This window comes from Agrobacterium sp. YIC 4121, assembly GCF_002008205.1.
GTDB lineage: Bacteria > Pseudomonadota > Alphaproteobacteria > Rhizobiales > Rhizobiaceae > Agrobacterium > Agrobacterium leguminum.
In genome coordinates this window covers 24,265-49,240 of sequence record NZ_MRDI01000021.1, presented here as the reverse complement: position 1 = coordinate 49,240, position 24,976 = coordinate 24,265, and the positions used below count along the sequence as shown (strand labels likewise).

Here is a 24,976-nt window from a genome sequence, read left to right as displayed (position 1 = left end):
TTTCGACGATTTCATGCGCGTGCTGTCGCCCGCTGCGAGAATAACGGCTAGAGAGCTGCGCTCCATAAGACCTCCAACACCAAGTCACCGGCCACTGCCTGGCAGTCGGTACAGCGGCATATGTTTGATCAAGCATTGTCAACGCTAGCGGAAAAGACGGTTGTCCACTGGATTTTTGTCCACCGTAAGACCTCCTCATTTCGTAACTATTCTTGACCGCAATTATTATGAGATACCCCCCTCAGTCTCTGGAGCAAAATAAGTAACGTCGGTCAGACGCATGGTCCTATATGCCGTAGCGCCTGGGCACGCAGCGTGAACGAGAGCGACCTAATGGAGCCAAGTTGCAATTTCGTCAATTTTCGGGGGAGACGCAGATGCCTTTCATGAAGCAATTCTATCGGCGCGATTGGGGGCGGGAGCAATAGTGCGGCGAGTTATAGCCCAGTTATTGAGCGCCGACGAACCAGATTACGGATTACCAGCAGCGCATTTCGGAGCGTTACCTAGTTTTTCAGCAAATCTTGGTCCGCATGCATGGGGCGACCTTACCGACCAATGGAAAAACCAAGTCCAGAGTTACCTTATCCAGAGGTCATCACAACTTCGGCTCTGAAAGGGGAAGGCGATCGACTAAAGTTTACTTCCACATGGCGCGCATCCGCGCACCCACATCGATGCGGATCTGCTGCGCGCTGCGCTCGGAAGCGGCAGCCGACACCAGTGGCCAGGTTGCCGTTTCAAAGAATTGCAGCAATGTCGCCGGTATGAAGCGGGTTCTTGCGGCGTAGACATGCCTGTCGCCCTGCTGGTTCTGCCCGCCGGTGAAGAAACGTTGCGGCGTGATCAGCGACAGGCTGTCCTTGGCGCGCGTCATGGCGACATAAAGCAGCCGGCGTTCTTCCTCCAGTTCCTGCGTGGTGCCGACCCCGAGATCAGAGGGAATGCAGCCGTCGACCACATTCAGAATGAAGACGGAGCGCCATTCCTGGCCTTTTGCCGAATGGATGGTGGAGAGGCTGAGATAATCCTCGTCAAGCAGCGGCACGCCGGCCTGATCGCTGGTGGCGTCGGGCGGATCGAGCGTCAGCTCGGTCAGGAAGCGCTCGCGTGAGGGGTAGCCGCCGGCGATCTGCTCGAGCTGGAGCAAATCGGCCTTGCGGGTGTCCGCATCCTCATGGATGCGTTCCAGATGCGGTTCGTACCACAGCCGCGCCTGCCCGATCTGGCCCGGCCAGTCGTTCGGCGCCTGTCGCAGGCCCACCAGCATTTGCGTGAAGGTTGTCCAGTCGTCGCCGGTCTTCGGCGGCGGCGGAATTTCGGCAAGGGCAAGCAGCGGCTCGGGGTCTGTCGCAATCGCATCGAGAATATTGCCGGCCTTCTTCGGTCCGATGCCGGGCAGCATCTGCAGCAGCCGAAAACCGGCGACGCGGTCGCGCGGGTTCTGCGCGAAGCGCAGCACGGCCAGCATGTCCTTCACATGGGCGCTGTCCAGGAATTTCAGGCCGCCGAATTTGACGAAGGGGATGTTGCGGCGGGTCAGTTCCACCTCGAGCGGGCCGCTATGGCTGGAGGTGCGGAACAGCACGGCCTGCTGTTTCAGCGTCATGCCGGTTTCGCGATTAGCGAGAATCTGGTCGATGATGAAATTCGCCTGTTCGGTCTCGTCCTTCACCGTCACGAGTTTCGGGCGCTCCAGCGACTGCCGCTCGGTCCAGAGGTTCTTGGTGAACCGCTCGCGCGCCAGATCGATGACGCCGTTGGCGGCCGCCAGGATCGGCTGCGTCGAGCGATAGTTGCGGTCAAGCGTGATGATGTCGGCGGCAGGGCTGAAGGAAGCCGGAAAATCGAGGATGTTTCGCACCGTCGCCGCCCGAAAGGAATAGATCGATTGCGCATCGTCACCCACCACGGTCAACCCGCGGCCACCGGGCTTGAGCGCCATCAGCACCGAAGCCTGAAGCCGGTTGGTATCCTGATATTCGTCGACCATCACATGGTCGAAGCGGTTGCCGATATCGTCTGCAAGAACGGGGTCGCTGACCATCTGGGCCCAGTAGAGCAGAAGATCGTCGTAATCGAGCACGTTCTGGACCTGCTTGGCCTCCACATAGGCTGCAAACAGCTCTTTCAGTTCACTCTCCCAGTTGGCGACCCAGGGATAATGCTGGCGCAATATCTCCTTGAGCGGCGTCTGGGAATTCACCACGCGCGAATAGATCGCAAGACACGTACCCTTCGTTGGAAAGCGGCTTTCGGTTTTGGAAAAGCCCAGCTCATGCCGTGCGAGGTTCATCAGGTCGGCGCTATCCTCGCGGTCGTGGATGGTGAAATCGATGTTAAGCCCGATCTGCTCGGCATAGATGCGCAACAGGCGCGCGCCGATGCCGTGAAACGTACCGGACCAGGCCAGCGCGTCTGTCATGATTGCCGAATTCGCCCCGATAACGTGTTTGCAGATACGCTCGACCCGTCGCGACATTTCCGTGGCGGCACGTCTGGAAAACGTCATCAGCAGGATGCGGCGGGGATCGGCGCCATTCACAATCAGATGCGCAACACGGTGGGCGAGCGTATTGGTCTTGCCCGAACCGGCCCCGGCGATGATCAGCAGCGGTCCGGCCGTGTGCCCTTCCGCCAGCCCAACGCCATGCTCCACCGCCCTGCGTTGCTGTTCGTTGAGCTTTTCCAGATAGGCAACCGCCATGCCAGCAATCCTTAGATAACCTGCCTGTCCTCACGGGTGAGAACCTTCTTGTTCAGAGATGGCAGTCGTCGGAATGTCCGGCCATTGTCTGCCCTGTCGTCGCAATGATTAGCAAAGACTCAAACAGCAATCCAGAACAAATGCTGAACGCATTGTTCCGGTGGTTTGCGCGCAGTCGGTGGTCAGATTTGTCGGCCCAAAAGGTCGCTCGTCCCCTGTCGGCGATTGGCCGCTGCCGGGCAGGCGAAATCGCCGAAATTGCGCCACGGGAGAAGGCGGGGCGGCCGTGGATGGGCCGCCCGGTGTTGCCGTCGGGCGGTGATCGTTACAGGAAACTGCTTTCGAACAGCTCACCTGAATAGGCCGAATGGGTAACGCCTGCTTCAAGGTCGGCCTTGGTCAGCTCATCGACAAAATCGCCGTTCTGCATGACCAGCACCCGGTCGCACATATGGGCGATCACCGCGAGGTCGTGGCTGACGAGAACGAAGGTGAGGTCGCGTTCTTCGCGCTGGTCGGCAAGCAGGTTCAGGATTTCCGCCTGGATGGAGACGTCGAGCGCGGATGTCGGCTCGTCGAGCAGCAGGATCGGCGGTTCGAGGATCAGCGCGCGGGCGATTGCCACGCGCTGGCGCTGGCCACCGGAAAGTTCATGCGGGAAGCGCTCGGCGAAATGTGGGGGCAGGCCAACCTGTTGCAGGGCGGCAGGCACTTTCGACCAGCCATCGCCAAGTCCCATGGCGCGGATCGGTTCGGCGAGAGCCCGGCCGATGCGGTGGCGCGGGTGCAGCGAACCGTAGGGGTCCTGAAACACCATCTGCGCCAGTTTCAGTTCGTCGCGACTGCGGGTCTTGCCGACCGGTTTGCCGTTAAAGCTGATGGAGCCGGTCCAGCCGGCCTCCAGCCCCGCCAGCGACCGCAGCAAGGTCGACTTGCCGCAGCCGCTCTCACCGACGATGCCGAGCGTTTCACCCCTGTTGACCGTGAGGCTGACGCCGCGCACGACGTGATTGCGGTTTTCCTTCGCGCCATAGACGACGTCGAGCTTGTCTACCGTGATCATCGCATCACCTCCGCATCGATGGCATGACGGTCCAGCACCTTGAGACGCCGCACCGGATTGCGGGGATCGGGCATCGCCGCGATCAGGCCCCGCGTATAGGGATGTTGCGCATCCTCCAGCTTCGTCAGCGTTTCCACGACGCGCCCGCCATACATGACCAGCACGCGTTCGCAGAAGGCCGCGACCATGCGGATGTCATGGCTGATGAGGATCAGGCCGGAATTATTCTCCCGCACCATCTCGTCCAGAAGCAAAAGCACATCCTTGCGGACGCTGACATCGAGGGCCGAGGTCGGTTCGTCGGCAATGACCAGCTTGGGCTTTGCGAGCAGCATCATGGCGATCATCACGCGCTGGCCCATGCCGCCCGATATCTGGTGCGGATAAAGCGCCATCACGCGGTCGGGATCGTTGATGCGCACTCGCAGCAACATGTCCCGTGCTGCACCTCTCGCTGCCTTTCCGGTCAGCGCCAGATGCAGTTCGGCGGCCTCCGCCACCTGCTTTCCGATGGGCAGCACCGGGTTCAGCGAATAACGCGGGTCCTGCATGATAAGCGCCATCTCGCTGCCGCGGATCGCGCCCATCTGCCGCTCGGATTTTTCGAGCAGCGGCTCGGACAGGAAATCCATCCGCTCCGCGGTCACCGTGGCGCTTTTCGGCAGGAGCCGCATGGCGGCCCGGCCGGTGGTGGATTTTCCCGAGCCGGACTCACCGACGATGCCGACCCTTTCGCGCCCGACATCGAAATTGACGTTGGACACGGCCGGGATGGTGTTGCGGCCGAAACGGACATTGAGGTCGCGGACCGAAAGGATGGGGGAGCTATCAGGAACGGGCATGACGCGGATCCAGAAGGTCGCGCAGCGTATCGCCGGCGATGTTGAAGGCAAGGCTCGTCAGCAGGATGGCGATACCGGGCATGACGGCGACCCACCAGTAGTCGAGCATGAACTTGCGGCCGCTGGAGATCATCGCGCCCCATTCCGGCAGCGGCGGCTGGGCTCCGAGACCAAGGAAGCCGAGTGAAGCGGCCGTCAGGATGATGCCGGCCATGTTCAGCGTCAGGCGAACGATGACCGAGGGAATGCACATCGGTGCAATGTACAGAAACAGGATGCGCAGCGGCGAGGCGCCATAGAGACGGGCGGCGGCGACGTAATCGGTATTGCGCACGACAAGCGCTTCCGCCCGGGCAAGACGCGCAATCGGCGGCCAGGCCGTCAGCGAGATCGCAATGATCGCCGTGCCGAGGCCGGCGCCCATGGCGGCCGCAAAGGCAAGCGCCAGCACGAGCGAGGGGAAGGACAGGACGATATCGGTCGCGCGCATCAGGATCGCGTCGGTTCGTCCGCCGAAGAAACCGGCCATCACGCCAATGGCAAGGCCGATAGGACCGACGATGACCGAGACCGACAGTACCGTCTGGATGGTGATGCGGGTGCCGTATACGAGCCGGCTGAAAATATCGCGGCCGAATTCGTCGGTTCCGGCCAGATGTGTCCAGCTGGGTGGTTGAAGCGCGTTTTCGAGCGCCTGGCGCGCAGGATCGTAAGGCGCAATGAGCGGTGCGAAAATGGCGACCAGAACCAGAATGGCCAGAATGGCAAAGCCGAACATTCCAAGCGGTTCGTCCGCGAGCTTCCGAAGTGTCCGCGCGGTGGTGGTCGAGATGCGCGACAGGGCGCTGGGACGATCAACGGTATTGTTATGCGCGATATCGGTCATCGTGCGGCCTCCCGTGTACGGGGATCGAGCGTGGTGTAGGCCAGATCGGCGAGGAAGTTGAGCAACATGAAAATGAAGCCGATGACGATTGTGGCGGCCAGAATCGCATTCATGTCGCCGATGAGCAGCGCATTCGTCATGTATTGACCGATGCCGGGCCAGGAGAAGACGATCTCCGTGACCACGGCGCCTTCCAGCAGGTTGCCATAGGAGATCGCCAGCACGGTGATGAGCTGCACGGCGATGTTGGGCAGCACATGGCGGGTTATGGTGCGTGCTGGGCTGACGCCCTTGGCCCTTGCGGCGATGACATAATCCTGGCTGAGCTGTTCGAGGGTGAAGGCCCTCGTCATGCGGGTAATATAGGCCATGGCCATATAGGCGAGGATGATCGCCGGCAGGATGATGTGTCCAAGCGCGTTCCAGAAGATTTCCGTCTCGCCCGCAAGGAGGGTGTCGACGAGCATCAATCCCGTCTTCGGCTCAACGAGGCCTTCGTAAAAGACATCGACCCGGCCGGGGCCGGCGACAAGGTTGAGATTCGCGTAGAAAATCACCAGCCCGACGATGCCGAACCAGAAGACCGGTATCGAATGTCCCACCAGCGCAAACACGCGCGCGAACTTGTCGATGAAGGTGTCGCGGAAGAGGGCGGCGGCGAGACCGAGTGGGACGCCGATGACCGTCGAGATGATGATCGCCAGCGTGGCGAGTTCGAAAGTGGCGGGGAAAGCCTGCGCCAGATCGCGGGTAACGGGGTTTCCGGTCAGGATCGCAATGCCGAAATCGCCATGCAGCAGGCCGCGCAGATAGATGAAGAATTGCTGGTAAAGCGGCAGGTCGAGCCCCAGTCGCGCTCGCATGGCCTCATAGGCCTTGGGATCGGCAAGTTCGCCGACGATTGCCCCGACCGGATCGCTCGGCATGACCCGGCCGATGATGAAGGTGATGCAGAGCAGGATGAAGAGGCTGACGATCAGTTGCAGAAAACGATGTCCAAGCCCGCGCAGTGAGATTTCCGTCATTGCTGGCCGCATTTCCCTGTGAGAACGCTGTCGGCAGTGGAGCCTTTGCACGCTGCTCGCCGCAGACGCGCAATTCTCCTTTGCAAAAACTCTTGATGGTACTTCATCCCAACTCCTCCCTGAGCTAACATGAAAACATATGATGTGCGGCCGTGTCATCATATGAGTAGCGAAGGGATTCGTATTCTGCAAGAGGGAAGAGTGGCATGATGGGCGACAAAGCGAGGCCGCGGGAGAGGCGGGCACAACAGATCATCGATAATCTCAGCGCAGAAATTCGCAGTGGAAAACTGAAAAACGGTGATCAACTTCCTACCGAACCAGAGCTTGAACGCAGCTACGGCGTGAGCCGCACCGTGGTTCGCGAGGCGATCGCGGATTTGCGTTCCGCCGGCTATGTCGTTCCCATCCAGGGCAAGGGTGTTTTCGTCAGCAATGCCAGCGAATGGGCCGGCGTGAAACTGACGCAATCCGAAGTCGGAACCATTGCGGAAACGCTGGAAATGCTGGAGTTCCGGCTTGCGACGGAAGGGGAGGCGGCGGCAATCGCCGCCTATCGCCGCACCGCCCAGCAGGAGGCCGCAATCTCTGCGGCGCATCGGAAAATGGCCCGCGCCATCGATGCGCGTGAAACCACCGTCGATGCCGATTACGAGTTTCACACGGCCATCGCGATCGCCACGAATAACCGCTTTTATCTGGAGGCTCTGCGTCAGTTCGGCTCGCGCTCCATACCGCGCGGGCAGTTCCCGACGCTGCCGGAAACCGGCGATGCGAATTATCTTCGCAAAGTGCAGGCCGAGCACGAGGCAATCCTGCGCGCCATCGTCGAACAGGATCCGGAAGCGGCGCGAAAAGCCATGCGCGAACATATGCTTGCGAGCCAGCGCCGATACAGGTTGCTGTCAGAAGCGCAATAGCATCTCGACACTCATCTTATTTCATGCGATGTCATATGATGACTTGCATGGAGAGAGGAGAGAATCGATGTATGTCGGCACCCAGGTTGCTGCGCGCGATGACGAGGATTTTAAGGTTTGGGCGCAGCTTGGCGTAAAAAATATCAACGCGGATCCGCCCGGAAAGCCCGCGAGCTGGACTTTCGAGGACTTTGAGCGCCACCGTGACAAGGTCGAAAGCTTTGGCCTCGTTCTCGACATGGTGCAATTGCCGCTGCCGTCGCGGCCCATCGAACAGGCGTCGTATCCCGATATCCTGCTTGCCGGTCCTGATCGCGACCGGCAGATCGATGCCGTCTGCACGATGATAGAGAATATCGCCAGGGCCGGAATCCCTGCCGCAAAATACAATCTCAACCTCATCGGCATTCCGCGCACAGAAATGGAGCGCGGCCGCGGCGGCTCGCTCAATGAAGCCTGGCGCTGGGACAAGGCGGACCATGATGCGGCACCGGGTCTCGCGGGCGTTCTTTCCGAAGACGAGAACTGGGAACGCATCGATTACTTCCTCGAGCGTGTGGTGCCGGTGGCCGAAAGCAACCGCGTACGCCTGGCATGCCATCCGCACGATCCCTATACCCCGCCGGGTTACAGGGGCGTCACCCGGGTTCTCGGCACGGTCGAAGGGCTGAAGAAATTCGTGCAGATGCGCGAGAGCCCCTATCACGGCCTGAATTTCTGCCAGGGATCGATCGGCGAGATGCTCGACAATCCGCGCGAGGAGATCGACGACATTATCAGGTGGTTCGGCAGCCGCGACAAGATCTTCAACGTCCACTTCCGCAATATCAGCGGCGGCAAACTCTCCTTTATGGAGACATTCCCCGATGAGGGCGACATGGACATGGTGCGTTCGCTGAAACTCTATCACGAACTCGGCTATCGCTACATGATCATGCCAGACCATGTGCCGACGATTGCCGGGCGCGATGCCGTCGGTGTCGCTTTCGCCTTCTGCTACGGCTACATCGCCGCGCTTATAGAAGCGCTTGATAACAAACATCTTTGACCGTTTTGGCCCGCGACGCCCCGCTGCGTCGCGGGCTTTTCCCAAACGTGAATTACCGATCTGTAGGAGGAGCAGGTATGAGAAAATCATTGATCCGTCTCGCATTCACCACGGCCCTTGGCGCCATGCTGGTGCAGGCAGCGCCAGCCGTGGCCAAAACACCGAATGACCAGCTTGTCATCGGAACCTCGCTGGCTCAGGTGCTGTCGCTTGATCCGCATCAGGCCACCGAAGGAAAAGCCAACGAAATCATGTCCAACCTCTATGACCGTCTTATTTCGGTCGATGGTTCGGGCAAGGTTTCACCGCAGCTTGCCGAGCGCTGGGAGATAGATGACAAGGGCATCACCTTCCATCTTCGCGAGGCCAATTTCGCGTCGGGCAATCCGGTAACCTCGGCAGATGTCGTCTATTCGCTCAGCCGCCTGTTGAAGATGAACCAGGCGGCCGCAGCCAACCTCAAGCGCGTTGGTTATAATGCCGATAATGTCGACAAGCTGGTGAGCGCGCCGGATGAAAAAACGGTACGCATCGATCTTTCCGGCGAAACGACGTCCGAGCTGCTTCTTTACCGTCTGGCCATGGTCATCGCCAGCGTCGTCGACAGCAAGGAACTCAAGTCGCATGAAAGCAGTGGCGATTGGGGCAATGGCTGGCTGAGAACCAATTCCGCCGGCTCCGGTCCCTTTACGCTCAATCGCTGGTCACCGAATGAGATCATTATTCTCGAGGCCAACAAGAATTATGTGGCCGGCAGCCCGAAAATGCGCCGCGTCATCGTGCGGCATGTGCCGGAAAGCCAGGTGGAGCGCCTGATGCTGGAGCGCGGCGATATCGACATCGCCAGTGCGCTGACGGCTGCCGACCTTGCAACCTTCAACAACAAGGAAGGCTTCCAGATCCAGCGCGTGCCGACGGGCGGTTTCTACGTCCTGTCCATGAATGCCGGCAAGGAACCTTTGTCCAACCCCAAGGTCCGCGAAGCGATTGCCTATGGCATCGACTACAAGGGCATGGAAAAGACCATCATGGGTCCCTATGGCCGGGCGCGCACGGTGCCGGTGCCGGAAAACTTCGAATACGCCATTCCGAGCCCGGACTGGAAGCTCGATGTCGAGAAGGCGAAGGCGCTCCTCAAGGAGGCCGGTTATGAAAACGGCTTCACACTTAATCTGAAGACGATCGCGCAGACGCCGCGCATCGACCTCGCCACCGCGATCCAGGCGTCGCTAAGCCAGATCGGCATCAAGGTCAATATCCAGCAGGGTAACGGTTCGGACGTGATCGCCGCCCACCGTGCGCGGGATTTCGATCTGCTCATTCCGCAGACCGGCGCCTATATGCCGAATGTGCTGGGCTCCATGGAGCAATTCTCCAGCAACCCCGACAATTCGCTGGCCGCCAACAACGCCGGCAATTTCGTCTGGCGCTCGGCCTGGGACATTCCGGAACTGACGGCGCTCACGGCAAAGGCTTCGCTGGAGCCGGACGCCAAGAAGCGTGGGGAAATCTACACCCAGATGCAGGAAATGTTCGTCGCCCAGAAGCCGGCGGTGCTGCCGATGTTCGAGAGGTTCGAGCCGATCGTGCTGAATGCGCGCGTGAAGGATTATGTGGGCCACCCCAGCCAGACGACCCGGCTGGAAAAGGTCACGAAGGACTAAGGGCAAACTATAGTCTTTGGAACCTGCGACGGGCGGTTTTACCGCCCGTTTTTTTATCGGCGGTTAGGTCCGTACCCCTGAAAGCGTCCTCCATGACGCTCCTCCGGCTCTTCGCGGACAGGAAACTAGTCGCAGCAGGTGGCTGTCGCACGCCATCCAGTAATTTCAGGGGGTTTTCTCAAGGGCTTCATCGGTTTAGACCGACCGATGACTATTCCTTCCATCGGGCGAGAGTCGTGAACTCCGCTCACCCACCTCCCGAAGAATGCGTTGATGACCATGAACCTTGCACAGATAAAACTTCCGTCTCGGCCGCTGAGCCTCAAACGTGGCGTCATTTCAGTGCCTGCAGCCTATTATTTTTCCATTCCGGTGCTTCTGGTCATCACGGCCGTCATGCTCGTCGCCGAAGGTCCGGGCATATTGCGCGACTATCAGATCAGCAAAAATCCGCTGGAGATTGAAAACGGCGAGATCAGCGGCAGCTGCAAGACGCGCAAGGCGATCTTCACGACCTGTGAGGCCGATCTTTCCTATGACCATGCGGGCGTGAGCTACAAGAAGGATGTCGAGGTCATGTTCGTCGATTTCCATTCCGGCGATTATGAAACCGGACTGGTCATCTCCGCGAAGAACCCGGAGCTCGCAACGATTTCGCTGGGTCTCGACATGCTCTGGAACCGCATCATCACACTTGGGGTGTTCGTTGCCCTGCTCGGCTTCGGCAGTTTGGCGATGCTGTTCACGCTTATCCGGGTCCTGCGGGTTCGCCTGCAGCTGCGCAAGCCCGCACCGTTGACCCTCATTCCGGTGGCGCTGACGGCGGTTGCCGAAAAACGCAGCCGTCTCTTCGTCACCTATGCCGATACGGTCAGAGAAGACAAGACCAAGCGGCAGTCCTTCACCCATCTGGAGAGGGGGCGAATCCCGGTCGTCGTTGGCCATAACGGAAAACACGATGTTGCGCTGGCAGTCTGGCACGGCAAGACCGCGCTGCCGGTTCTGCTCGACGACCGGCTGGAGCGGATCGAGCTATCGGAGCAGGAAAGGGCGGAGGCCCTCGCATCGCTTGCCCCGATGCTTGCGAACCAGACACCGGAGGGCGCCTCGGCTCCGGGTGCGACGAGTGCGAAAGGGCCGAGCCTCCTGCGCAGACTTGGGACTTTCGTTGCCATCGTGGCCGTCATCGTCGTCGCGGTTATCGGTTACTGGCTGTGGTATGTCACCAGCGCTCCGTCGCAGTTCAACTCGCCCGGCATGGACCTCAACAACATGATGCCCGCAGCAATTAACGAGTGGGGATGCGCCCGTCTGCAGGAGCGTTTCGCCGATGGCCCGGCGCCTTTCGGATGCACCGCAGCCGATTATCGAAGCTGGAAATAAACGGCCTTTCCTCTAGTCCCGGCCGGGCCGCGCGCGAAAAAGCTTACGGGCTGCCGCGTGCGGCCCGTTCCTTTCTGTACGTTGCAGGACAGATCGTTCCATTTATCAATAGTTGCATTAGAGATTTATAAATAAACCACTCCCATAGTGCCACCGTGAGCGGTTCTTCAGAGGCTGGGAGAGTGCGTCATGTTCACGGTTCTGGAATGCGTTGTCGTACAACACGACCGGGCGGTCGTGCTGCTTGCGGCTGTTATCTGTCTGCTTGGCATGTTTGCTTTTTTTCATCTTTTATTGCGTGCGGAGGAAAGTCCGGCTGGCCGCAAGCCCTATTGGGTGCTGGTTGCCGCCTTTGCCGGAGGGCTCAGCGTCTGGGCCACGCATTTCGTCGCCATGCTCGCCTATAAGGGCGCGGTCCCGATCGGTTATGATTTCGCCTTCACGGCGTTTTCGGCGGTTCTTGCGGTTTTCGGTTTCTGGCTGGCGCTCACCAGCCGTTCGCAGGCCGCTTACAGCCCTGCGATCGCCGGCACGCTGGTCACGCTGTCGGTTGCTGTCATGCATTTCGTCGGCATGGCGGGAATGGATGTCGCCGCCACGATCAGCTATCGGTGGGGGCCGGTGCTGGGTGGTTTTGCGGTTGCCTGGGCGTTTTTTCTCCTCGCCTTTTTCCTTTTTCGCCGCCTCGGCTCCTGGCAGCGCATCGCCGCGCCGGCTGGATCGGCGATTTTCGCGATCTGCGCGCTGCATTTCACGGCCATGTCGGCCACGGTGCTTTCGCCGGATCCTTCCGTATCCGGGCCTGATCCCGACAATGTCGCCCGGCTGATCATGATCTGCGCCATTTCCGGCGTCACGTTCCTGATCCTGTCCACCACTGCTGCGGCTGCTCTTGTGGATCGTTACCTTGTCGATCTCAAGGGTCTTGTGGATGCGACGCTCGATGGTCTCGCCGTCGTTCGCGATGGGCGGATCGTGGAGCTTAACACCCGTTTTGCCGGCCTTCTGGGCCGGGAGGAAGCGTCGCTGGTCGGACAAAACCCCGACGATCTCTTCAAGGCCATCGACGGGCAACCCGCCTATCTGCCGCGCCATGCACCGGTGGAGGCGGTGCACGAGTGCGCCGGGCAGGCGCAGATATTCGAACTCGGCGTACGAACGATCGAATATCGCGGCCGCCCCTGCGAGGTGATGGCCATTCGCGACCTGACGGAAAAGCGCGAAGCGCAGCGGGAAATCGAATATCTCGCCCGCCACGACGTCCTGACGGGCCTTTCCAACCGCACCATGTTCCAGACCCGTCTTCACCAGCAGATCGAGCATTGCGACGAGGAGGACGAATTCGCGCTGCTGGCGCTCGACCTCGACCGGTTCAAGGCGGTCAACGACATATTCGGCCATGCCGAGGGGGATCGCGTTCTGAAAAAGGTCGCCGCCATTCTCGATGAATGCGCAAGGGCAGGGGATGTGGTCGCCCGTCTCGGCGGCGATGAATTCGTCATCCTGACTACCCGGCATACAAGGGCGGAAGAGGCGCGCCTGCTGGCTGAGACGATCCTTGGCATGTTCGCACTGAAGATGAATGTTGCCAACGATCCGACCTCCGTTGGCGTCAGCATCGGCATCGCCGTCTTCCCGCGGGACGGAAAGGACGATGAAAGCATCATGCACGCCGCCGATCTGGCGCTCTACCGTGCCAAGATGGGCGGGCGAGGCATATTGGCCTTCTACGACCCGGTGATGGACCAGGAGGCGCGCGAACGCCGCCAGCTCGAAACGGATCTGCGGCTTGCCATCAATCGCAACGAGTTGCTGTTGAATTATCAGCCGGTGCTGTCAGTCGAATGCGGCCAGGTCGTGGGTTACGAGGCGCTGGTTCGCTGGCAGCACCCGACACGGGGCGTGGTGCCGCCGGATGTCTTCATTCCTATTGCCGAAGAGAGCGGTATCATCATCTCGCTCGGCGAATGGGTGCTGCGCGAGGCCTGCCGTCAGGCGGCCGGCTGGGCACCGCACCTGAAGATCGCGGTGAACGTTTCGCCATTGCAGTTTTCGCTGGCCAATCTCGGTCATGTCGTCTGCACCGTGCTGATGCAGACCGGGCTTTCGCCCAACCGGCTGGAACTGGAAATCACCGAAGCCGCGCTTCTGAAAGACCGAAGGGCGACATTGATCATCCTCAACCAGTTGAAGGCGCTCGGCGTCGCCATCGTCATGGACGATTTCGGCACCGGTTATTCCTCGCTCAGCAACCTGCAGAGCTTCCCCTTCGACAAGATCAAGATCGACCGCAGCTTCATCGCCGCCATGAGCGACGATGACAATGCCCGCGCCATCGTGCGCGCGGTGATCGGCCTCGGCCGCAGCCTCGATCTGCCGGTGACGGCGGAGGGAATTGAAACGGATGCGCAATACCGCATGGTGGTCGATGAGGGTTGCGCGCAGGCGCAGGGTTATCTCTTCGGCAAACCGGATGTCGCGCCCGCCCAGGTCGTCAGCGCAACCACACGGAAGAAACATTCCGTTTGATAAAAGATGCGGCGGCACAATGGTGTCGTCGCCCTCCTTTCCCATGTCCGATGGAACGAGAGCCAAGGCAGATCGTTAGGTTAGTGTGTGGCGCGTCCATGCCGCTGTCAGCCCGACCGGGCGATATGCCTGCTGTGTCAGCGAATGCGCCACGGATGGACATCTATCTATGGGAGAGACCGCGATGACAGACCGCCTCGAGCCGCAGGACCCGCGCAGCCAGTATCCGCGCCCGCCTTTTTCGACCCCAACCCAGGAAATGCCGGGTCTGGTAACGAATATGACGCCTTTCCCCGATCATGGCGAAAAAAGCTACAAGGGCACCGGCAAGCTTGCAGGGCGCAAGGCGCTGATAACCGGCGGCGATTCAGGCATTGGCCGTGCGGTCGCCATCGCTTTTGCAAGGGAAGGCGCGGATGTGGCGATCTCCTATCTTCCGGAAGAAGAATCCGACGCGGAGGAAGTCGTGGCGCTCATTGAGGCGGAAGGCCGCGTGGCGGTCGCGCTGCCCGGTGATATTACCGACGAGGCCTGGTGCCGCGAACTGGTCGAGAAAGCGGCCGGTGATCTCGATGGACTGGATATTCTGGTCATCAACGCGGCAAGGCAGCAATATCGCGACGATATAGAGGAACTGTCGACGGACGATTTCGACCGCACCATGAAAACAAATCTTTATGCCCTGCACTGGATTGCGCAGGCGGCTGTTCCCCATCTCAAGCCGGGGTCGTCGGTAATTACCACGGCGTCGATACAGGCCTATGAGCCCTCCGCCATCCTGCTGGACTACGCCACCACCAAAGCCGGCATCGTCGCCTATACGAAAGCGCTTGCAAAGCAGCTTATCGAAAAGGGTGTGCGCGCCAATTCCGTCGCTCCCGGCCCGTTCTGGACGGTTCTTCAGCCGAGCGGCGGCCAGCCGGACGAGAAGGTGAAGAATTTCGGTAAGGACAGCGATTTCGGCCGCCCCGGACAGCCGGTGGAACTGGCGCCCGTCTATGTGCTGCTGGCATCGCAGGATGCAAGCTTCATCAATGGCGAGGTTTATGGCGTGACCGGCGGCAGGGGCATTGCCTGAGGCGATGTCCGCAATGACGGATGGGCCTTTGAGGATTTCGAGATGAAACGGCAGGCAGAACGTTCAGACAGAAGTTTGAAGAGCTTCGATGTTCGCGACCGGCTGATACTGGCGCTTTATGCGCAGTTGAAAGCGGAGCGGCAAACCCGTGAGGCCATGGAATGGGTTATCCGCAATGGCGGGCTGTCGCCGGAGGTGCTCGAAGCCATGGCGTCCGACCCGGTGCCGGTTCTGGCGGAGGCGGATGTGCCCGCCATCGAGCGCATTCTGGCCAAGGGCCGACGCGGAGACATGTCCTCCCGCAGCGATGACGAGGGACGACGGACATGAACCGGAGAGCGAGCTGGAGGGGCCATCTGAGCTTTGCCGATTTCAACTGCGAAGTCGGTCTTTATTCCGCACTGACCTCGGCGGAGAAAATCTCCTTCAATATCGTCAACCGCAAGACCGGCCACCGCGTCGAGCGGCAATATGTCGATAGCGACACCGGCGAGGCGGTTCTTCGCGAAGATCAGGTCAAGGGATACGAACTCGACAATGGCGACCACATCGTCATCGAGGGAGACGAGATTGCAAAGCTGATGCCGGAAAGCGACAAGGTCATCCGCGTCAGGCACTTCCTGTCCTGTGACGAGATCGACAAGCTTTATTTCGACAAGTCCTATTATCTCGCGCCGAGCGGGGAGGACGGCGAAGAGGCGCTGACGCTTCTTGCCAGGGCAATGGACGACGAGAATGTCGCAGCTCTCGGCGAAGCGGTGCTTTTCCGCCGCAACCGTGTCCTGCTGATCCGTCCGAGCGGTAAGGCTCTCGTCGCCACGACGCTGAATTTCAGCTACGAGGTCCGTTCGCAGACATCTGTCTTCAAGTCGATCCCCGATATCGAGTTCGATGAGGAAATGCTGGAGCTGGCCGGTCACATCATCGAAAAGCGTGCGGGCACATTTGACCCGGCAGACTATAGCGATCGGTATAATGATGCACTCGCAGAGCTCGTGAAAGCCAAGATCGAAGGCCGGGAAATCGCCAAGCCGCCGCCGCGCAAGGTAGACAATATCATTGATCTCAAGGAGGCCCTGCGTCGCAGCGCAGGGGCCGAAGCGGGCAGCAGAAAAAGGGCGACGGCAGCGGGCCGGAAGGCCCCGCGGAAAGCGAGTTGACCCATGGGATTGCAGACCTATAACGCCAAGCGCAGTTTCGACAAGACGCCGGAGCCAAAAGGGACGACGGCCGAACAGCAGGGCTCCAGCTTCGTGATACAGAAACACGATGCCCGCCGTCTGCACTATGATTTTCGGCTGGAAATGGACGGCGTGCTGAAAAGCTGGGCGGTGACGCGCGGCCCGAGCCTCGATCCCGAGGACAAGCGCCTTGCCGTGCATGTCGAGGACCATCCGCTCAGCTATGGCGATTTCGAGGGCGTCATCCCGAAAGGACAATATGGGGGCGGCACCGTGATCGTCTGGGATCGCGGCACCTGGCAGCCGATCGGCGACGCCCGGAAAGGTTATCGCAAAGGCCATCTGGAATTCGAACTGGACGGCGAAAAGCTCAAAGGCCGATGGCATCTGGTACGCATGCACGGAAAGCCCGGAGAAAGCCGGGAGAACTGGCTGCTAATCAAAGGCGATGACGAGGAGGCGAGGCATAAGGGCGGCGCGGATATTCTCGAAGAACGGCCGGAATCCGTAAAGACCGGGCGCAGTGTCGAGGAAGTTGCAGCCAAACCGAAGGATACCTGGAATTCCAAGCCGGTATCGAAAAAGGCCGCCGCTTCGACGTCGGGCAAGAAACAGACGCATGCGCTGCCAAAAGGCGCACGCAAACTGGCCATGCCATCTTTCGTGCCGCCGGCGCTCGCCACGCTCAAGCCGAAACCGCCCGATGGTTCTCGCTGGCTGCATGAAATCAAATTCGACGGCTATCGTCTGCAGGCGCGGGTCGATCGGGGCAAAATTCAACTGCTGACCCGCAGCGGGCTGGACTGGACGGAGAAATTCGGCCGGGCCGTGACAGGAGCGCTCAGGGCGCTGCCGGTGGAAACGGTGTTGATCGATGGCGAAATCGTCGTCGAACGGGATAACGGCGCCTCCGATTTCTCTGCCTTGCAGCAGGATCTGAGCGAAGGGCGCAGCGACCGCTTCGTATTTTATGCCTTCGACCTCCTTTACCTCGATGGCAGCGATCTGCGCGGTGCGGCATTGAGCGAACGAAAGGCGCTGCTCGAAAAGTTGCTGCCGGCAGGTGACCCTCATCTCCGCTACAGCCAGCATTTTGAGGAAAGTGGCGCGCTTGTTCTGGACCATGCCTGCCGGCTCAGCCTCGAGGGTGTCATTTCCAAAGTCAGGAACAGCAAATATGTTTCGGGCCGCAAGGGCGAATGGGTAAAATCCAAATGCTCGATTCGACAGGAATTCGTCATCGGCGGTTATACCGTCTCCTCGACATCCGACCACGCCATCGGATCGCTGGTGCTCGGCGTTTATGAAAACGGCAAGCTGCGCCATGTCGGCCGTGTCGGAACAGGTTATACGGGTGAAGTGGCGGAGATGCTGCTTGGCCGGCTGAAGCCGCTTGAGCGCAAGGAAAGCCCGTTCGGTGAGAAACTCACCGCGCTTGCCCGCCGCGATCTTCATTTCGTCAAGCCGGAACTGGTCGCTGAAGTGGAGTTTCGTGCATGGTCTGGAGATGGCAATCTGCGTCACGCCTCCTTCCGGGGGGTGCGCGAAGACAAGCCCGCAGCAGAAATCGAACGCGAGGAGAAGGCCGTGTCCGATACCCAGGCGCCGCAATCGAAGATCAAGTTCACCCATCCGGACCGGCTTTATTGGCCGGAGGACGGCGTGACGAAGGAGGGGCTTGCCGACTATTATGCGCAGGTCTGGCGGCACATGGCGCCCTTTGTCGTCAACCGGCCGCTGGCATTGTTGCGCTGCCCGGAGGGCATAGAGGGGCAGCGATTTTTCCAGAAACACGCCTGGCGCGGCATCAACAAGGCTGTCGAGCAAATCAAGGATCCCAAGGACAAGGGCGGCGAACCGCTGATCCGCATCACCGATTTCGATGGCCTGATGGCGCTCGTGCAATCCGCCGCGCTCGAAATTCACCCATGGGGCGCGACCACTGCCAATTGGGAAAAGCCGGACATGATCACCATGGATATCGACCCCGGCGAGGATGTGGCGTGGGAAGAGGTGATCGAAGCGGCACTGGAACTGAAGCGGCGTTTCGAGGAAGCCGGGCTTGCCGCTTTTGTCAAGACCTCCGGCGGCAAGGGCCTGCATGTTGTCGCACCCTTGAAGCCGCAGGCGGGCTGGGCCCCGGTCAAGGCCTTCGCCAAGGCCATGGCGGCGGATATGTCGAAAGCCGAGCCTGAGAAATATCTCTCCGTGGCCACCAAGGCGAAACGGCAGGGCCGCATTTTCATCGACTATCTGCGCAATGGCAGGGGCAATACGGCGGTTGCGGCCTATTCGACTCGTGCCCGGCCGGGAGCCGCCATTTCAGCACCGCTCGAATGGTCGGAACTCACCGCCGAGATAGGCCCAGCCCATTTCACCGTCAACAATATCGGGGCGCGTCTTTCCGCACTGAAGAAAGATCCCTGGGACGGCTTTTTTGCTGCTGCGGAAACTCTGCTAAAGAATCGGCAGTAAATAGGACGTCAAGACATGCAGCCTCATTCCTCTCGAATCCGCGGGCGAGGGGTCTGCAGGCCACAAGAGTTGACCAATTGCTCCGTACCGCAATATTTACTCAGCTTGTGGCCCGAACCACAGCAGAATGCAACAGACCGGACAGCGTCTCCACGACACGCTGCTGCTGCGTGTCGGTTAGGCCGCACCACAGGGGCAGGCGAATCAGCCGTCCATGCAGATAATCCGTAACCGGAAGCGGTCCGTCATAACGTCCAAGCCCCTCACCGGCGGGAGAGGAATGTAGCGGTACGTAGTGAAATACCGCGTTAACGCCGGCGGCGGCGAGTCCTGACAACACTGTGCCGCGATCAATTCCATCGGCAAGCAGGATGTAGAACATATGTGCGTTATGCGTGCAATGAGGAGGCACATGTGGGCGGCGTAGAAGTCCAGCCCTCTCAAGCGGCTCGGTAAGAGAGAAGTAGCGGTCCCAAGCGATGAGTCGGGTAGCGGTGATGCCGTCGGCCTCCTGCAACTGTGCCCACAGGAATGCCGCAATTAGCTCTCCGGGCAAAAAGGACGATCCGACCCGGCGCCAGGTGTATTTGTCCACCTCGCCGCGCAGGAACTGGCTACGATCTGTCCCTTTTTCGCGGACAATCTCAGCCTCGAGCACCTTTGCGGGATCGTTTACGATCAACGCTCCACCTTCACCGGAGATGACGTTCTTCGTTTCGTGGAAGCTGAAGGCCCCGTAAGTGCCTAGGCTGCCAAGGGGTTGGCCACGGTAGAAAGAGGCGACACCTTGTGCCGCGTCCTCAACCACGGCGAGGCCGTGCTTTGCGGCGATGGCGTTAATTTGGTCCATCTCGGCGCCGACACCTGCATAGTGCACGGGTGCAATGGCACGGGTGCGAGATGTGACCGCTGCCTCAATTTGGGTTTCATCAAGATTAAGTGTGTCCGGGCGGATATCGACAAACACCGGCACTGCGCCGCGCAACACAAAGGCGTTAGCCGTTGAAACGAACGTGAACGATGGCATGATAACTTCGTCCCCAGGCTCCAGATTCAGAAGGATGGCCGCCATCTCCAGAGCCGCGGTGCAGGAGTGCGTTAGCAATGCGCCCGGTGCGCCGGTATGCTCGCGCAGCCATCGATGGCACAGCCGTGTGAACGTTCCATCGCCGGCAAAGCGGCCGTTGGCGTGGCATTGAGCAATATAATGCAACTCCCGCCCTGTCATGTAGGGCCAGTTAAACGCGATCATATCACCCTGTTGCTGAACCATGTGCGTCCACTTTGCTGTTTTTCGGATTCCGCATTATTGTCAGGGACATACCCTCGCGACGAGGGTTGGTTTGTCCGACGTAGGGACGATATAGACCGCCACCGCGCCGGTCAAGAATGCGGCTCGCCCACCCGTGGCATCCCAGCGCGGTAAACCTGAAAATGGGATAAAATATCTGATATCCGCCTCTGACAAAAGTCCGAGTGCAACATCGGCGTTATTGGCCGCGTCCACACGCTTAAGCAGGTTTAGGCGGTCTGCGACCACCGCCGCGTGGCAGTTGGAGCGCAGAGCCTTGAGGTCTCCACGCGCGAGATAGGCTTGTATGTCGACAAGGCCCATTAGTTCGCTCAGCGGTCCGATTCGCGCGTGCGAGGTCGCCGCATCCGCCGCCAGGACATCACTCGGTTTGGCTCGCGCGGCGAGGAAGTTTGCGGCTTCCGCTATCCCTTTTGTAACCTGCTGGCCGTGGAACGCTTGCGCCCAGGGCATGGCGACGGCGTTCGGTGCGTCGATGGGGCGACCTGACAGGAGACCGCACACTACAACCGCCGCAATGGCTGATAGTCCAGCCAGCGGTCTGACGCTTCTTGGCGGTAAACTTTTGGTCAGCCAGACGGCGGTAAACGCTACAAACAACCAATAGAGCCCAACGAAGTGGCGATGCTTATACTCGCTGCTGTCACCGTTGCCTCCGGGGGGGGTGAAAAGGATTAACAGGACATAAATGCCCAAGGTGATCGGGGGCAGCAAATCCATCGGCTCCGCGCCGACTCTGCGCAGCTTCGCGAAAGCCGCCAAGGGCGCCGCTAGCAGAAAGACTCCGAGGCTCAGCGCCACAATCAGCAGCAGTTGCGCAGCCCGACCAGCAAAATCCGTGCCGATCCACGGCGCGACCCACTGACGGTAATGCTCCGACCAAGTGACCGCTAGATCCATGTATTCGGGCACACGCGCCCATGCCAGCCATTCGGCCCGAAGGTCGGGAAGGAGCATTAGGATGGCGGGCAGCGCGAGCGCGATTACCGCGAGAGCTAAAACGATTTGCTGGTGCCTACGCGAGGTAACCGCACAGAGCCAGACCGCGAGCAGTGGCGGTGCGAGCAGTATGAACATCTGTACGCGCTCAAGAATGGCAATGAGCGCAAGCCATGCGCTAAGCAGCAAGATACGGCGTCGATGCTCCGCCCCGGATAGTGCGGCGGCGAGACAGCTCGCGGCGATGAAACAAAGTCCCATTCCGTATCCAGACCCTGGGGAGCCAAACATTAGCCATGCCACGTCGAACCAGCCTGAACGCAGCATATAGTTGGCTGGATTCGGCACGACCACCAGAAGCGCGAGCGCGATGATTGCCGCCGAGCGATCCGCCAGTTGCGTAACCAGAGAATAAAGCCCCAAGGCACCGACCAGCAGGCCAAGGGGCAAGAGATTTGCGGTTGCGGCCATCAACCCGGAGATCCGAGTCGCTTCGACGATCGCTGCAGGGGGCAGGAAGGGCGCATAATGATAGGCAACCAGTGTCGCGCCCACCATTTCGGGATCCGAGGGACGATCCTGAAACCCTGCGAATGCCTGCACGCTGATACCGTGCAGAAAAAAATCATACCAACTTGTAAGGATTCCGCGGGTTTGGATTGCAATCGGACTGGATATTGCTGACAAGGCAATCGCCCCGATACAGGCCGCGATGACAACTAACCAGCCGAGGTCTGTAAAATCCCCTGGGGTATTTGTTCGAGAGAATAGTACTAGCGCGGGTAGTGCTGGAACAGCTAAAAGGAGGATGCCGGTCAGTGGCGACAGTCCAATGCTTTGCGCAAGCACGAACAGCGTCACGGAAACGATGCCATATCCGATAACGAGCGCCGCGGGAAGGTGTGCTTTAATCGGCATACCCACCCATCGAAGCACGGCATCGCCGGTTGCCATTACTCCCAGACTGAACGCCATCACGACGCCCGCCAGGGACAGAGTCACATCCGCACCGCCCAAATATAGCGCCGTAAGCTGGAAAAGCGCTACGGCCAAGGAAAAAACTATCGGCATGCTCATAGCGGCTTCCGTGCCACAACGAGACGTGACCCTCCTGCAGGAAACCTGACGCCGAGCCGCATAAGAGCCAGTTCTGCGGTCATCGTTGCGCGCAGGGCATTGGAAACAAGCGCAGGCATGCGATGCTCGGCCGCCGGGTCCTTTTCAAGCGCGCGACGGTTTCGCCCGGACCGTCGCACAGCGAACATCATTGGTAGCAAGATTGTCACAAAAGACGACGACAGGACTACCTTGAAGCCTGCGCGGCGCAGTTTTTCCTCGAGCTCGCCCCGCCTGTAGCGCCGCTGGTGACAAGCAATGTCATCGGCAAGGCTCCATAGAGCCGGATGCTGTGGAACGGACAGCACGGCGTGCCCCCCCGGACGCAAGGCTCGGTGTATTTCTGACAGGACCCGCTCGTCCTCAGCTATGTGTTCCAGCACGTCAAACGCGCCGATACCGTTAAACTCGGCGGAGTAGGGCAGCGCGCGGGCATCAATCTGCAGCAGCTCGACATCTGGAACACGCCGACGTGCAAACGTCAGGCCTCGATCAAACAGCTCGCTGCCAGTGAACCGCGTCAACGGAAAATCGTGCTTCAGGCGCGACAGGACAAAGCCGGTGCCGCAGCCGATTTCAAGGAAACGCTCAGGCGAACCTAAAAAACGCTGGATGACCCAGGACAGGATATCATTACGACCCTGAAACCAGAAGCTTGAAGCCTCGCGAGCAAAAAGATCGTGGAAATGGTCGGCGTTGAATCCCTCCCCGTCGCTCGCCATGGCCGGCGCGAGGATCGGAATACCGTTCCTATGTAGGACTTGATGACTGCAGCTAGGACACGGTGTATCAAAATCAGTGCGCTCTGCAGCGCAGGCAGGGCAAAGCCTCATGACGACCTCTATTCGCTAAAATGGCGGAAAACAAAGTGACGCTGAAGCACGAAAAGGACCGCGGCGACAATCACGATTGCTATCCCCTGCACAAACGAGTGAGGATAACCTAGTTTATCGACAAAGGTCTCCAGAAGGATCAAGTTTAAAACCCATCCCGCCAGATAAATCAGCACGAAGCGCAAGCCAGCCGGCCCCATCCGCCCATGGTCCACGAAGGTGAAGCTGCGGTTTGCGAAGAATGCGATCCCGGTTGCGGTCGCATACAGCGCCGTCATCGTAACCTTCGGCGGAAGACCAAGCGTGGTTAGTCCAAGATAGGCCAGATAGCCCAAACCGTTGGAGGCGATCCCAACGAGGCCATAGCGCACAAGACGCGCCAGTCCTGTCATTCTTCCCACACCGCAAGGCCGAAGCCGCTGCGCCCGAAACCGTTTCCATTATACAGCATTAGACGTTGGCCGTCGTGATCGAAAACGAATGGGTACTCTACCATTTCCGAATCCCATCCCTCGTGTGCGACGTCCAGTCCGCCTTCCAAGTGCTGCAGGCCCCACTCCCCCCCGGGGCGGCGAACGGCGTGACCTATTCGGTAGGTTTTACCCGGAGCGCCGCGGAAAGAGTACCACATCTGCAAGACGCCTTGGGAATCCTGGGCCACGGTAGGCCGTGAAAACGCTTGCGCAATGCCCGGGAAATATGGGAGAGTCTTGCCGTCGCGTCGCCAATTGATTCCGTCCTCTGACCGCGCTTCCCGCAAAACGTGCAACATTTCCCCGTTGCCCTCGTCCCACGTAAGGGTGGAACCGTACCACATAAGGTAGCCATCGACAGTGCGATGAACCCAAGGGTAGGACAAACTTATAGGATCGATGGTGTCCGATTCGATGTAAGGGCCTGCCGGATCAGGGGTCAGCGAAAGGTCGTCCCCTAAACGCAAACGACCGATATCGCCACGCCAATGGCCGTTATTTGGCGCCTGCCACCCCATGAACAAGATATAGCGAGCGCCCGTCGCGTCTTTATGGAGGCAACCTACGCTGATCCCATCGGCATCGAAGCGTCCCTCCGGTCCGTGGGCGATCACGGGTTCGCTTAGAACCCTTTCCACTTTTCGGCGCGCGACGTCGACGTCTACTGCCCCCACCGAGGAGCGGTTTGCCGAGTTCCGTGCGCTGAAAAACACGCGGTAAAGGTCGCCTTCTAAATTCACAGCCAAGGGATTAGCGGCGTGGCTACGCAATTGCGGATGATGGGGAAGCATCGTCTCGGCATCAAACAGACGTCCTTGCCTTCGCCATGCCATCAGATTGTCCTAAGTCGGGAAGATGGTACGCGGGATCGCTCTGTTGCCGTTGGGGAATAGACACCGCCAGGCTCCGTATCCGCGAGTACTACCGATCCGGCACCCAGGACGCACCGCGCACCGACGGTTATGTGGTCGCGCAGAGTGCTGTTGACGCCGATAAAGCAGTTCTCTCCGATAGTCACTCCCCCGGAGACGACCACATGGGACGAAACAAACACGTTGTCGCCGATCTTTGCATGATGGCCGATGTGATTGCCGCTCCAAAGGGTGACGTTTCGACCTATGGTGGCGAAGGGCTGTATCGTGTTGTTTTCGAGCACGAAGGCATTCGGCCCGAAATGTCCGTCGTTCAGGACCGTTGCACGGGATGAGACATAGCTGGTAAGCGAGTAGCCTGCCGCCTCTGCCGCTGCCAACTTCTCTGCCCTAAGATCGTTTAGCTTGGCGTAGGCCAGCGCGATAAACATGGCGTGCGTCTCGGGTGCAAAATGCGCTGTCACTTCCTCGAAGGCCAACACGGGAAGACCTTTGAAGCGATCTTCGCACAGATAGGAGCCGTCCACGCAGAAGGCTACAACATGATGATCGCTGTCTCGCGTAAAATAAAAATGCGCCAGTTCAGCGATCTCGCCGGTGCCAAACAGAATTAGGGGGCGAGTCAAATAA

At 59.7% G+C, this 24,976-nt stretch carries 20 protein-coding genes; 9 read left to right on the top strand and 11 right to left on the bottom strand.

Annotated features, from left to right (window positions below):
* Positions 1-640: 640 nt before the first annotated feature.
* The 5 genes from BTE54_RS18945 to BTE54_RS18925 form a co-directional block, all read right to left on the bottom strand.
* A complete protein-coding gene (locus tag BTE54_RS18945) occupies positions 641-2,707 on the bottom strand; it encodes an ATP-dependent helicase (protein WP_078053561.1) in 2,067 nt (688 codons plus the stop codon).
* Between the two features lie 325 nt (positions 2,708-3,032).
* On the bottom strand, positions 3,033-3,770 hold the full coding sequence (locus tag BTE54_RS18940) for an ABC transporter ATP-binding protein (protein ID WP_078053560.1): 738 nt from the start codon (positions 3,768-3,770) through the stop codon (positions 3,033-3,035).
* The gene (locus BTE54_RS18935; RefSeq protein ID WP_078053559.1) at positions 3,767-4,612 is read right to left on the bottom strand and encodes an ABC transporter ATP-binding protein; all 846 of its coding nucleotides are present in this window, start codon (positions 4,610-4,612) and stop codon (positions 3,767-3,769) included. The genes BTE54_RS18940 and BTE54_RS18935 overlap by 4 nt, the downstream gene beginning before the upstream one ends.
* Positions 4,599-5,498 (bottom strand): ABC transporter permease, encoded by a 900-nt coding sequence (locus BTE54_RS18930; protein ID WP_020809292.1) that lies wholly within the window; start codon positions 5,496-5,498, stop codon positions 4,599-4,601. Before BTE54_RS18930 ends, BTE54_RS18935 begins: the two co-directional genes overlap by 14 nt.
* Positions 5,495-6,523, bottom strand: a complete 1,029-nt coding sequence (locus BTE54_RS18925) for an ABC transporter permease (protein ID WP_020809293.1) — start codon at positions 6,521-6,523, stop codon at positions 5,495-5,497. Before BTE54_RS18925 ends, BTE54_RS18930 begins: the two co-directional genes overlap by 4 nt.
* Positions 6,524-6,729: 206 nt before the next feature.
* On the opposite strand from BTE54_RS18925, the gene BTE54_RS18920 reads away from it, so the two are divergent.
* The 9 genes from BTE54_RS18920 (at position 6,730) to ligD (ending at position 18,801) form a co-directional block, all read left to right on the top strand.
* On the top strand, positions 6,730-7,443 hold the full coding sequence (locus BTE54_RS18920) for a FadR/GntR family transcriptional regulator (protein ID WP_003521787.1): 714 nt from the start codon (positions 6,730-6,732) through the stop codon (positions 7,441-7,443).
* A gap of 67 nt (positions 7,444-7,510) precedes the next feature.
* Positions 7,511-8,491 carry a mannonate dehydratase gene (locus BTE54_RS18915; protein WP_003521785.1) on the top strand — a complete coding sequence of 327 codons (981 nt, stop codon included), beginning with the start codon at positions 7,511-7,513 and terminating at the stop codon, positions 8,489-8,491.
* Between the two features lie 125 nt (positions 8,492-8,616).
* A complete protein-coding gene (locus BTE54_RS18910) occupies positions 8,617-10,155 on the top strand; it encodes an ABC transporter substrate-binding protein (RefSeq protein ID WP_223215586.1) in 1,539 nt (512 codons plus the stop codon).
* Positions 10,156-10,434: 279 nt separating this feature from the next.
* Complete coding sequence (locus BTE54_RS18905; protein WP_143240747.1) at positions 10,435-11,538, top strand: hypothetical protein; 1,104 nt, start codon at positions 10,435-10,437, stop codon at positions 11,536-11,538.
* A gap of 189 nt (positions 11,539-11,727) precedes the next feature.
* Complete coding sequence (locus BTE54_RS18900) at positions 11,728-14,067, top strand: EAL domain-containing protein (RefSeq protein ID WP_078053558.1); 2,340 nt, start codon at positions 11,728-11,730, stop codon at positions 14,065-14,067.
* 184 nt (positions 14,068-14,251) lie between these two features.
* Positions 14,252-15,145, top strand: a complete 894-nt coding sequence (locus tag BTE54_RS18895; RefSeq protein WP_078053557.1) for an SDR family oxidoreductase — start codon at positions 14,252-14,254, stop codon at positions 15,143-15,145.
* A gap of 42 nt (positions 15,146-15,187) precedes the next feature.
* Positions 15,188-15,475, top strand: coding sequence for a hypothetical protein (locus BTE54_RS18890; RefSeq protein WP_031233563.1), 288 nt, complete (start codon positions 15,188-15,190; stop codon positions 15,473-15,475).
* A complete protein-coding gene (locus BTE54_RS18885) occupies positions 15,472-16,305 on the top strand; it encodes a Ku protein (protein ID WP_078053556.1) in 834 nt (277 codons plus the stop codon). Before BTE54_RS18890 ends, BTE54_RS18885 begins: the two co-directional genes overlap by 4 nt.
* A 3-nt stretch (positions 16,306-16,308) precedes the next feature.
* Positions 16,309-18,801, top strand: coding sequence for a DNA ligase D (gene ligD, locus BTE54_RS18880; RefSeq protein ID WP_078053555.1), 2,493 nt, complete (start codon positions 16,309-16,311; stop codon positions 18,799-18,801).
* A 100-nt stretch (positions 18,802-18,901) separates the two neighbouring features.
* On the opposite strand, the gene rffA is transcribed toward ligD, so the two are convergent.
* From rffA to BTE54_RS18850, 6 genes are all read right to left on the bottom strand, one after another.
* On the bottom strand, positions 18,902-20,074 hold the full coding sequence (gene rffA, locus BTE54_RS18875; RefSeq protein ID WP_078053554.1) for a dTDP-4-amino-4,6-dideoxygalactose transaminase: 1,173 nt from the start codon (positions 20,072-20,074) through the stop codon (positions 18,902-18,904).
* Between the two features lie 39 nt (positions 20,075-20,113).
* Positions 20,114-22,129 (bottom strand): hypothetical protein, encoded by a 2,016-nt coding sequence (locus BTE54_RS18870; protein WP_078053553.1) that lies wholly within the window; start codon positions 22,127-22,129, stop codon positions 20,114-20,116.
* Positions 22,126-22,890: a class I SAM-dependent methyltransferase gene (locus BTE54_RS18865; RefSeq protein ID WP_198939191.1), complete on the bottom strand. Its 765-nt coding sequence runs from the start codon at positions 22,888-22,890 to the stop codon at positions 22,126-22,128. Before BTE54_RS18865 ends, BTE54_RS18870 begins: the two co-directional genes overlap by 4 nt.
* Positions 22,891-23,009: 119 nt before the next feature.
* Positions 23,010-23,393, bottom strand: coding sequence for a GtrA family protein (locus BTE54_RS18860; protein WP_078053551.1), 384 nt, complete (start codon positions 23,391-23,393; stop codon positions 23,010-23,012).
* The gene (locus BTE54_RS18855; RefSeq protein WP_078053550.1) at positions 23,390-24,307 is read right to left on the bottom strand and encodes a hypothetical protein; all 918 of its coding nucleotides are present in this window, start codon (positions 24,305-24,307) and stop codon (positions 23,390-23,392) included. The genes BTE54_RS18860 and BTE54_RS18855 overlap by 4 nt, the downstream gene beginning before the upstream one ends.
* Positions 24,307-24,972 carry an acetyltransferase gene (locus BTE54_RS18850; RefSeq protein WP_078053549.1) on the bottom strand — a complete coding sequence of 222 codons (666 nt, stop codon included), beginning with the start codon at positions 24,970-24,972 and terminating at the stop codon, positions 24,307-24,309. Before BTE54_RS18850 ends, BTE54_RS18855 begins: the two co-directional genes overlap by 1 nt.
* Positions 24,973-24,976: the final 4 nt, after the last annotated feature.

Excerpts from the sequence above, each read along its gene's own strand:
- ligD (WP_078053555.1), top strand. The coding sequence starts at position 16,309 with ATGGGATTGCAGACCTATAACGCCAAGCGCAGTTTCGACAAGACGCCG.
- BTE54_RS18915 (WP_003521785.1), top strand. The coding sequence starts at position 7,511 with ATGTATGTCGGCACCCAGGTTGCTGCGCGCGATGACGAGGATTTTAAG.
- BTE54_RS18935 (WP_078053559.1), bottom strand. The coding sequence starts at position 4,612 with ATGCCCGTTCCTGATAGCTCCCCCATCCTTTCGGTCCGCGACCTCAAT.
- BTE54_RS18860 (WP_078053551.1), bottom strand. The coding sequence starts at position 23,393 with ATGACAGGACTGGCGCGTCTTGTGCGCTATGGCCTCGTTGGGATCGCC.
- BTE54_RS18895 (WP_078053557.1), top strand. The coding sequence starts at position 14,252 with ATGACAGACCGCCTCGAGCCGCAGGACCCGCGCAGCCAGTATCCGCGC.
- BTE54_RS18925 (WP_020809293.1), bottom strand. The coding sequence starts at position 6,523 with ATGACGGAAATCTCACTGCGCGGGCTTGGACATCGTTTTCTGCAACTG.
- BTE54_RS18920 (WP_003521787.1), top strand. The coding sequence starts at position 6,730 with ATGATGGGCGACAAAGCGAGGCCGCGGGAGAGGCGGGCACAACAGATC.
- rffA (WP_078053554.1), bottom strand. The coding sequence starts at position 20,074 with ATGGTTCAGCAACAGGGTGATATGATCGCGTTTAACTGGCCCTACATG.
- BTE54_RS18865 (WP_198939191.1), bottom strand. The coding sequence starts at position 22,890 with ATGGCGAGCGACGGGGAGGGATTCAACGCCGACCATTTCCACGATCTT.
- BTE54_RS18890 (WP_031233563.1), top strand. The coding sequence starts at position 15,188 with ATGAAACGGCAGGCAGAACGTTCAGACAGAAGTTTGAAGAGCTTCGAT.
- BTE54_RS18900 (WP_078053558.1), top strand. The coding sequence starts at position 11,728 with ATGTTCACGGTTCTGGAATGCGTTGTCGTACAACACGACCGGGCGGTC.
- BTE54_RS18905 (WP_143240747.1), top strand. The coding sequence starts at position 10,435 with ATGAACCTTGCACAGATAAAACTTCCGTCTCGGCCGCTGAGCCTCAAA.
- BTE54_RS18930 (WP_020809292.1), bottom strand. The coding sequence starts at position 5,498 with ATGACCGATATCGCGCATAACAATACCGTTGATCGTCCCAGCGCCCTG.
- BTE54_RS18855 (WP_078053550.1), bottom strand. The coding sequence starts at position 24,307 with ATGGCATGGCGAAGGCAAGGACGTCTGTTTGATGCCGAGACGATGCTT.
- BTE54_RS18910 (WP_223215586.1), top strand. The coding sequence starts at position 8,617 with ATGCTGGTGCAGGCAGCGCCAGCCGTGGCCAAAACACCGAATGACCAG.
- BTE54_RS18945 (WP_078053561.1), bottom strand. The coding sequence starts at position 2,707 with ATGGCGGTTGCCTATCTGGAAAAGCTCAACGAACAGCAACGCAGGGCG.
- BTE54_RS18870 (WP_078053553.1), bottom strand. The coding sequence starts at position 22,129 with ATGAGCATGCCGATAGTTTTTTCCTTGGCCGTAGCGCTTTTCCAGCTT.
- BTE54_RS18885 (WP_078053556.1), top strand. The coding sequence starts at position 15,472 with ATGAACCGGAGAGCGAGCTGGAGGGGCCATCTGAGCTTTGCCGATTTC.
- BTE54_RS18940 (WP_078053560.1), bottom strand. The coding sequence starts at position 3,770 with ATGATCACGGTAGACAAGCTCGACGTCGTCTATGGCGCGAAGGAAAAC.